Source organism: Pseudomonas putida group bacterium ESBL64, assembly GCF_045277175.1.
GTDB classification, from domain to species: domain Bacteria; phylum Pseudomonadota; class Gammaproteobacteria; order Pseudomonadales; family Pseudomonadaceae; genus Aquipseudomonas; species Aquipseudomonas alloputida.
This window is the reverse complement of record NZ_CP145799.1, coordinates 3,224,149-3,232,500: the sequence shown is the minus strand read 5'-3', so window position 1 is coordinate 3,232,500 and position 8,352 is coordinate 3,224,149. Positions and strand designations below refer to the sequence as shown.

Annotated in this window: 5 protein-coding genes and 2 rRNA genes (1 of these 7 only partly in view); 6 read left to right on the top strand and 1 reads right to left on the bottom strand. The window is 58.0% G+C overall.

Annotation, left to right across the window (positions count from 1 at the left end; all coding sequences use genetic code 11):
* From V6093_RS14760 to V6093_RS14740, 5 genes are all read left to right on the top strand, one after another.
* Window positions 1-1,958, top strand: a 23S ribosomal RNA gene (locus V6093_RS14760) (it extends 935 nt beyond the left edge of the window).
* 131 nt (window positions 1,959-2,089) lie between these two features.
* Window positions 2,090-2,205: ribosomal RNA gene (gene rrf / locus V6093_RS14755) — 5S ribosomal RNA — on the top strand.
* A 241-nt stretch (window positions 2,206-2,446) separates the two neighbouring features.
* Entirely contained in the window at window positions 2,447-3,106 is a 660-nt protein-coding gene (locus V6093_RS14750) for a paraquat-inducible protein A (RefSeq protein ID WP_003247631.1), read from the top strand.
* Entirely contained in the window at window positions 3,093-3,716 is a 624-nt protein-coding gene (locus V6093_RS14745; protein ID WP_003247629.1) for a paraquat-inducible protein A, read from the top strand. Before V6093_RS14750 ends, V6093_RS14745 begins: the two co-directional genes overlap by 14 nt.
* Window positions 3,709-6,009: a PqiB family protein gene (locus tag V6093_RS14740; protein ID WP_004577289.1), complete on the top strand. Its 2,301-nt coding sequence runs from the start codon at window positions 3,709-3,711 to the stop codon at window positions 6,007-6,009. The genes V6093_RS14745 and V6093_RS14740 overlap by 8 nt, the downstream gene beginning before the upstream one ends.
* A gap of 247 nt (window positions 6,010-6,256) precedes the next feature.
* Here the strand turns inward: V6093_RS14740 and rpsT are convergent, their stop codons facing one another.
* Entirely contained in the window at window positions 6,257-6,535 is a 279-nt protein-coding gene (gene rpsT / locus V6093_RS14735) for a 30S ribosomal protein S20 (RefSeq protein ID WP_003247625.1), read from the bottom strand.
* A gap of 250 nt (window positions 6,536-6,785) precedes the next feature.
* Between rpsT and murJ the strand changes: the two genes are divergently transcribed.
* Window positions 6,786-8,324, top strand: a complete 1,539-nt coding sequence (murJ, locus tag V6093_RS14730; protein ID WP_003247616.1) for a murein biosynthesis integral membrane protein MurJ — start codon at window positions 6,786-6,788, stop codon at window positions 8,322-8,324.
* Window positions 8,325-8,352: the final 28 nt, after the last annotated feature.

Below are 8,352 nucleotides of genomic sequence, written 5' to 3'. Positions count from 1 at the left end.
ACACGGCGGGTGCTAACGTCCGTCGTGAAAAGGGAAACAACCCAGACCGTCAGCTAAGGTCCCAAAGTCATGGTTAAGTGGGAAACGATGTGGGAAGGCTTAGACAGCTAGGAGGTTGGCTTAGAAGCAGCCACCCTTTAAAGAAAGCGTAATAGCTCACTAGTCGAGTCGGCCTGCGCGGAAGATGTAACGGGGCTCAAACCATGCACCGAAGCTACGGGTATCATCGTATGATGATGCGGTAGAGGAGCGTTCTGTAAGCCTGTGAAGGTGAGTTGAGAAGCTTGCTGGAGGTATCAGAAGTGCGAATGCTGACATGAGTAACGACAATGCGAGTGAAAAACTCGCACGCCGAAAGACCAAGGTTTCCTGCGCAACGTTAATCGACGCAGGGTTAGTCGGTCCCTAAGGCGAGGCTGAAAAGCGTAGTCGATGGAAAACAGGTTAATATTCCTGTACTTCCAGTTATTGCGATGGAGGGACGGAGAAGGTTAGGCCAGCCTGGCGTTGGTTGTCCAGGTTTAAGGTGGTAGGCTGAAATCTTAGGCAAATCCGGGATTTCAAGGCCGAGAGCTGATGACGAGTTGCCTTTAGGCGACGAAGTGGTTGATACCATGCTTCCAAGAAAAGCTCCTAAGCTTCAGATAACTGGGAACCGTACCCCAAACCGACACAGGTGGTTAGGTAGAGAATACCAAGGCGCTTGAGAGAACTCGGGTGAAGGAACTAGGCAAAATGGCACCGTAACTTCGGGAGAAGGTGCGCCGGCGAGGGTTAAGGACTTGCTCCGTAAGCCCATGCCGGTCGAAGATACCAGGCCGCTGCGACTGTTTATTAAAAACACAGCACTCTGCAAACACGAAAGTGGACGTATAGGGTGTGACGCCTGCCCGGTGCCGGAAGGTTAATTGATGGGGTTAGCGCAAGCGAAGCTCTTGATCGAAGCCCCGGTAAACGGCGGCCGTAACTATAACGGTCCTAAGGTAGCGAAATTCCTTGTCGGGTAAGTTCCGACCTGCACGAATGGCGTAACGATGGCGGCGCTGTCTCCACCCGAGACTCAGTGAAATTGAAATCGCTGTGAAGATGCAGTGTATCCGCGGCTAGACGGAAAGACCCCGTGAACCTTTACTATAGCTTTGCACTGGACTTTGAATTTGCTTGTGTAGGATAGGTGGGAGGCTTTGAAGTGGGGACGCCAGTTCTCATGGAGCCATCCTTGAAATACCACCCTGGCAACTTTGAGGTTCTAACTCAGGTCCGTTATCCGGATCGAGGACAGTGTATGGTGGGTAGTTTGACTGGGGCGGTCTCCTCCCAAAGAGTAACGGAGGAGTACGAAGGTGCGCTCAGACCGGTCGGAAATCGGTCGTAGAGTATAAAGGCAAAAGCGCGCTTGACTGCGAGACAAACACGTCGAGCAGGTACGAAAGTAGGTCTTAGTGATCCGGTGGTTCTGTATGGAAGGGCCATCGCTCAACGGATAAAAGGTACTCCGGGGATAACAGGCTGATACCGCCCAAGAGTTCATATCGACGGCGGTGTTTGGCACCTCGATGTCGGCTCATCACATCCTGGGGCTGAAGCCGGTCCCAAGGGTATGGCTGTTCGCCATTTAAAGTGGTACGCGAGCTGGGTTTAGAACGTCGTGAGACAGTTCGGTCCCTATCTGCCGTGGACGTTTGAGATTTGAGAGGGGCTGCTCCTAGTACGAGAGGACCGGAGTGGACGAACCTCTGGTGTTCCGGTTGTCACGCCAGTGGCATTGCCGGGTAGCTATGTTCGGAAGAGATAACCGCTGAAAGCATCTAAGCGGGAAACTTGCCTCAAGATGAGATCTCACTGGGATCTTGAATCCCCTAAAGGGCCGTCGAAGACTACGACGTTGATAGGTTGGGTGTGTAAGCGCTGTGAGGCGTTGAGCTAACCAATACTAATTGCCCGTGAGGCTTGACCATATAACACCCAAGCAATTTGCTGACGCAGATTGCGGTGGTGAAGACGAAAGACCCGAAAATTCGTAAGACCACAAATATCGCATATCCGAATTCGCTGGGCTGTCCATCTGGACATTCTGGCAACAGAATTTCTTGACGACCATAGAGCATTGGAACCACCTGATCCCATCCCGAACTCAGTAGTGAAACGATGCATCGCCGATGGTAGTGTGGGGTTTCCCCATGTGAGAGTAGGTCATCGTCAAGATTCATTTCGCAAAACCCCTATCTGCACATGCAGGTAGGGGTTTTGTCTTTGTGGGCAAAAAAACTGGAACTGCTCGAGAGCGGAGATGGCACCGGCTTCGCCGGTGTTCGCGGGTAAACCCGCTCCTACGGGGAAGGGGGCAACGCCAGGCAGGGGCGCATACCCTCCAGGCCAATGTCGCCTCCCACAATTCGAGCCAGAACACTAGAATAGCCACCACGCACCTATTCAGAAGCGCCATATGTCCAATTCTGTCGAACCTGAAACCCTGGACCAGCTGCCGTTGGACGAGCTTGTCGCCTGCCATGAATGTGACCTGCTGCTGCGCAAGCCCGTGCTGCAGCATGATGAGAAAGCCCAATGCCCGCGCTGCGGCTACGAGCTCTATGCCCACCGGCACAATGTGGTCAATCGCAGCCTGGCCTTGGTACTGGCGGCCCTTTTGCTGTTCGTGCCGGCCAATTTCCTGCCGATCATGCAGTTGCACCTGCTTGGTCAGACTTCGGACGATACGGTCTGGAGTGGCGTGCTAGGCCTGTACAACTCGGGAATGCGCGGTGTTGCCGTAGTGGTGTTGCTCTGTAGCATGGTCATTCCGCTGGCGAAGCTGCTCTGTCAGCTGGCCGTGCTGTTGAGCATCCGCTTGAACTTCGGGCGTGACTACGGCCTGGTCTTCTACCGCATCTATCACCATCTGCGTGACTGGGGCATGCTCGAGGTCTATTTCATGGGGGTGCTGGTGGCCATCGTCAAACTGGTGGACCTGGCCGAACTGACCGTGGGCCTTGGGCTGTTCTGTTTCATCAGTCTGTTATTGATCCAGGTGTGGCTCGAGGTGGTGATGTCGCCCCACCAGATCTGGAGTGCGCTATCGGGGGAGGACCTGCATGCGGGCGATTGACGCAGGCATTGTTGTCTGCAATGAGTGTCACGAGCTGAACAGGCAAGAGCCAGACAGCACTTCGCAAACCTGCACACGCTGCGGCGCTATCGTGCATGCACGCCGGCCTAACAGTATCGCGCGCACCTGGGCGTTGCTGATTGCGGCGTCGATCCTCTACATCCCAGCCAACATACTGCCGATCATGACCGTGAGTACCCTCGGTCAGGGCAGCCCGGACACCATCATGTCCGGTGTCATCACCCTGCTCAAGCATGGCATGGTGCCCATTGCGGCTGTGGTGTTCATTGCCAGTATCCTGGTCCCCACGTTCAAGCTGGTGGGCATCGGCTTGCTGTTGTACTCCGTCCAGCGGCGGCAACCGCTTTCGGCCCGGCAGCGGATATTGATGTACCGCTTCATCGAATTCATCGGGCGCTGGTCCATGCTGGATATCTTCGTCATTGCCATCCTGGTGGCAGTGGTGAATTTTGGCCGAATAGCCAGTGTCGAAGCCAACCTGGGCGCTGTCGCCTTCGCAACTGTGGTGATCCTGACAATGCTTGCCGCTTTAACTTTCGATCCCCGACTGATTTGGGATAACACGGAGTCGGATGACGACCATGAGTGACCTGCCAACGGCTAAAACCCGCCCCGCCTCGAACTGGTCGGCCATCTGGATCCTGCCCTTGATTGCGCTAATGATCGGTGGCTGGCTCGCGTGGCAGGCCTACCGCGACGCTGGCGTGGAAATTGAAGTCCGCTTCGAGTCGGGAGAGGGTATCGTCGCCAACAAGACCGAGGTCATCTACAAAGGCATGCCGGTTGGCAAGGTGAAAAGCCTGGTGCTCGACGCCAAGGGCGACACGCAGGGGGTGATCGCTACCATCGAGATGAACAAGGCTGCCGAGCCCCATCTAACCAAAGGCACGCGTTTCTGGCTGGTGAAGCCGAGTGTCAGCCTGGCCGGTATATCTGGCCTTGAAACACTGGTGTCGGGTAACTACATAGCCGTTAGCCCGGGAGAGGGGGAGCGTACCAAACGCTTTGTGGCATTGAAGGTGGCGCCACCGCTCTCGGATTCTGAACCCGGCCTGCACCTGACCCTCAAGGCCGACAGGCTGGGCTCGCTCAACCGTGACAGCCCGGTGTTCTACAAGCAGATTCAGGTTGGCCGGGTGAAAAGCTACCGCCTGTCCGAGGACCAGAGCACCGTAGAGGTGAAAGTCTTCATCGAGCCGGCCTACGCCAGCCTGGTGCGCAAGCACACGCGTTTCTGGAACGCCAGCGGTGTCAGCATCGATGCTTCGCTTTCGGGTGTGAAGGTGCGCAGTGAGTCGTTGTCGAGCATTGTGGCGGGTGGTATCGCCTTCGCCACGCCGGAGTACCGCAAGGACAGCCCGCCCACCGATCCGAGCCTGCCGTTCCGCCTGTACGAGGACTTCGATGCAGCCCAGGCGGGTATCCGGGTAAAAGTGAAGCTGAGCGATTATGAAGGCCTGCAGGCGGGTCGCACGCCGGTCATGTACAAGGGCATTCAGGTGGGCTCGCTGAAAGCCCTGAAGATGGAAGACAACCTGGCCAGCGCTTCTGCCGAGCTGACACTCGACCCGCTGACCGAGGACTACCTGGTAGACGGGACGCAGTTCTGGGTAGTCAAACCGTCGATTTCCCTGGCGGGAATCACGGGCCTGGAAGCGCTGGTCAAAGGTAACTACATCGCCATTCGTCCTGGTGAGAAGGGCGCACGGCCAGAGCGTGAGTTCGAGGCGCGTGCCAAGGCGCCGCCGCTCGACCTCAAAGCGCCGGGCCTGCACATGGTGTTGTTCGCCGACACCTTGGGTTCGCTGGAAATCGGCAGCCCGGTGATGTATCGCCAGGTGAAGGTGGGTAGCGTGCAGAGCTATCAGTTCGCCCGTAACAGCAACCGCATCCTGATCGGTGTGCATATCGAGAAGGAGTACGAGAAGCTGGTCAATGGTTCGTCGCGCTTCTGGAACGTCAGTGGGATCACCCTGACCGGCGGCCTGTCGGGCATCAAGATCAAGAGTGAGTCGCTGCAAACACTGATGGCCGGCGGTATTGCGTTCGATACGCCACGGCCCGATGTACCGCTGAAGCGACACATTCCACGCTTCCGCCTGCATGACAGCCAGGAGGCGGTAAACCGTGCGGGTACGTTGATCACCATCCGTGTAGAGCGTGCCGATGGCCTGAAACCGGGCACGGCCATCCGCTTCCGCGGCCTGGATGTGGGCAGCATCGAGAGCGTCGACCTCACCGATGACCTGCAGGCGGTGCTGCTACGGGCGCGCATTACCGAAGCGGCGGATCGTATTGCCCGTGCCGGTACGCAGTTCTGGGTGGTCAAGCCGGCCCTGGGCCTGGTGCGCACTGAAAACCTGGACACCTTGATAGGTGGGCAGTACCTGGAAGTGCAGCCAGCAGCCAAGAACCGTGGGCCACAGCGCGATTTCATCGCCTTGGCCGAAGCACCGCAGGTAGCAGGGCCAGAGGTCGGCCTGCCATTGACGCTCAGTGCGCCACGCCGCGGCTCGATCAAGCCGGGTGTGCCGGTTACCTATCGTGAGGTTACGGTGGGCAAGGTGACAGGCTTCGAGCTTGGCCAGAGCGCTGACCGCGTGCTGATTCATATCCTCATCGAGCCGCGCTATGCCGCCTTGGTGCGCAGCGGTAGCCGCTTCTGGAACAGCAGTGGTTTCGGTTTCGACTGGGGTCTGTTCAAGGGCGCTACAGTGCGTACCGAGTCGGTGGAAACCCTGATCGATGGCGGTATCGCCTTTGCAACGCCAGATGGCGAGCAGATGGGTAACCCGGCACGGCCGCAACAGACCTTTGCCTTGTTCGAAAAGGCCGAGGATGAATGGCTGCAGTGGGCACCGAAGATTCAAATCGCCAAGTGATGTAAAAGTAGGGCCGCCAAACGCGGCCCCGCTTTTTTGTGGGAGCGGCCTTGCGTCGCGACAGGGGTGCGTAGCGGCCCCTCGGCCTCAGCGCAGAAGCTGAGATTGCCGGGGCTGCCCCGCAGCTCTTCCGCGACGCAAGGCCGCTCCCAAAGAGATCAAGTACCACATGGAGCTGGGCCCGCAAGCATAAATCGCAGGCAACAAAAAACCGACCCTAGGGTCGGTTTTTCGACTAGCGCGTCGCTTAGGCAGCTGCAGCTTCTTTCAGCGCCTTGATGTGGCCATTCAGACGGCCTTTGTGACGAGCAGCCTTGTTCTTGTGGATGATACCCTTGTCGGCCATACGGTCGATTACAGGTACAGCCAGAACGTAAGCGGCTTGCGCTTTTTCGGCGTCTTTTGCGTCGATGGCTTTAACTACATTCTTGATGTAGGTGCGGACCATGGAACGCAGGCTGGCGTTGTGGCTGCGACGCTTCTCAGCCTGTTTTGCACGTTTCTTGGCGGAAGGTGTGTTGGCCACCGTCGAGCTCCTCGAAAGACTTTAGGTAAATAGCAAACAAAATAGGCCGCGAATCATGCCGATCAGTCGAGCGGATGTCAAGGCCACCTGCAAGGTTCCGCCGAGCGGTGCGCCAACAAGCGGGAAAGATTCCTTTCTGCTGCGCGACCTGTACACTCGGGAATTTTTGGCTCCCCTGCGAAGGCGCGGGAGTATCGCACATTCGGACGCTGTCTGGCAGCGTCCTCTGTCATTGGCGTGAATCTTTTCGATGAACCTGCTCAAATCCCTGGCTGCAGTAAGCTCGATCACCATGATTTCGCGGGTGCTGGGCTTTATTCGCGACACCATCCTGGCCCGCATCTTTGGTGCTGGTGTCGCTACCGATGCCTTCTTCATCGCGTTCAAACTGCCCAACCTGTTGCGGCGCATCTTCGCCGAAGGCGCATTCTCCCAGGCCTTCGTGCCGATTCTGGCCGAGTACAAGACCCAGCAGGGCGAGGAGGCGACGCGCACCTTCATTGCCTATGTCAGCGGCCTTCTGACCCTGGTGCTGGCCCTGGTGACCGCCATCGGCATCCTCGCTGCACCGTGGGTGGTGTGGGCGACGGCCCCGGGTTTTGTCGACAGCACCGAAAAATACGCGCTGACCACCGACCTGTTGCGGGTGACGTTTCCTTATATATTCCTGATCTCGCTGTCTTCCCTGGCCGGAGCGATCCTCAATACCTGGAACCGCTTTTCGGTGCCGGCCTTCACGCCTACCTTGCTGAACGTGGCGATGATCGCCTTCGCCGTGTTGCTGACGCCGTACTTCAACCCGCCAATCATGGCGTTGGCCTGGGGCGTGCTGGCGGGTGGCCTGGCGCAGTTGCTGTACCAGCTGCCAGCGCTGAAGAAGATCGGCATGCTCGTGCTACCGCGTCTGAACCTCAAGGACGCGGGTGTGTGGCGGGTACTGAAGCAGATGCTGCCGGCGATCCTGGGGGTGTCGGTGAGCCAGATCTCGCTGATCATCAACACCATCTTCGCCTCCTTCCTGGTGGCCGGCTCGGTGTCGTGGATGTACTACGCCGACCGCCTCATGGAGCTGCCTTCCGGTGTGTTGGGCGTTGCTCTGGGCACCATCCTGCTGCCGACCCTGGCCAAGACCTACGCCAACAAGGACCGCGAGGAGTACTCACGGATTCTCGACTGGGGCCTGCGCCTGTGCTTCCTGCTGGTGCTGCCCTGCACCCTGGCTTTGGCCATTCTTGCCGAGCCGCTGACCGTTGCGCTGTTTCAATATGGCAAGTTCAGCGCGTTTGATGCGGCCATGACCCAGCGGGCGTTGATCGCCTATTCCGTGGGCTTGCTGGCGATCATTCTGATCAAGGTACTGGCACCTGGCTTCTATGCGCAGCAGAATATTCGCACGCCGGTGAAGATCGCAGTCTTCACCTTGGTCTGCACCCAGCTGTTCAACCTTGCCCTGGTCGGCCCGCTTGCACATGCCGGCCTGGCATTGGCGATCAGCCTCGGTGCCTGCCTGAATGCCGGTTTGCTGTTCTGGAAGCTGCGCAGTCAGCAGCTGTTCGAGCCTCAGCCTGGCTGGGCAGTGTTCCTGCTCAAGCTTGTGTTGGCAGTGACGCTGATGTCGGCAGTACTGCTGGCGGGCATGCACTATATGCCGGCCTGGGAGCAGGGCATCATGCTTGAGCGCTTCCTGCGGCTTGGGGCGCTGATCCTGGCGGGCGTCGTGACGTATTTTGGCTGCCTGTACCTGTGTGGCTTCAGGCCCCGGCATTTCGCTCGCAAGGCCTTGCACTGAGGCTTTTGGCGGGTCAGGCGTCGGTTTT

Excerpts from the sequence above, each read along its gene's own strand:
- V6093_RS14750 (WP_003247631.1), top strand. The coding sequence starts at position 2,447 with ATGTCCAATTCTGTCGAACCTGAAACCCTGGACCAGCTGCCGTTGGAC.
- V6093_RS14745 (WP_003247629.1), top strand. The coding sequence starts at position 3,093 with ATGCGGGCGATTGACGCAGGCATTGTTGTCTGCAATGAGTGTCACGAG.
- murJ (WP_003247616.1), top strand. The coding sequence starts at position 6,786 with ATGAACCTGCTCAAATCCCTGGCTGCAGTAAGCTCGATCACCATGATT.
- V6093_RS14740 (WP_004577289.1), top strand. The coding sequence starts at position 3,709 with ATGAGTGACCTGCCAACGGCTAAAACCCGCCCCGCCTCGAACTGGTCG.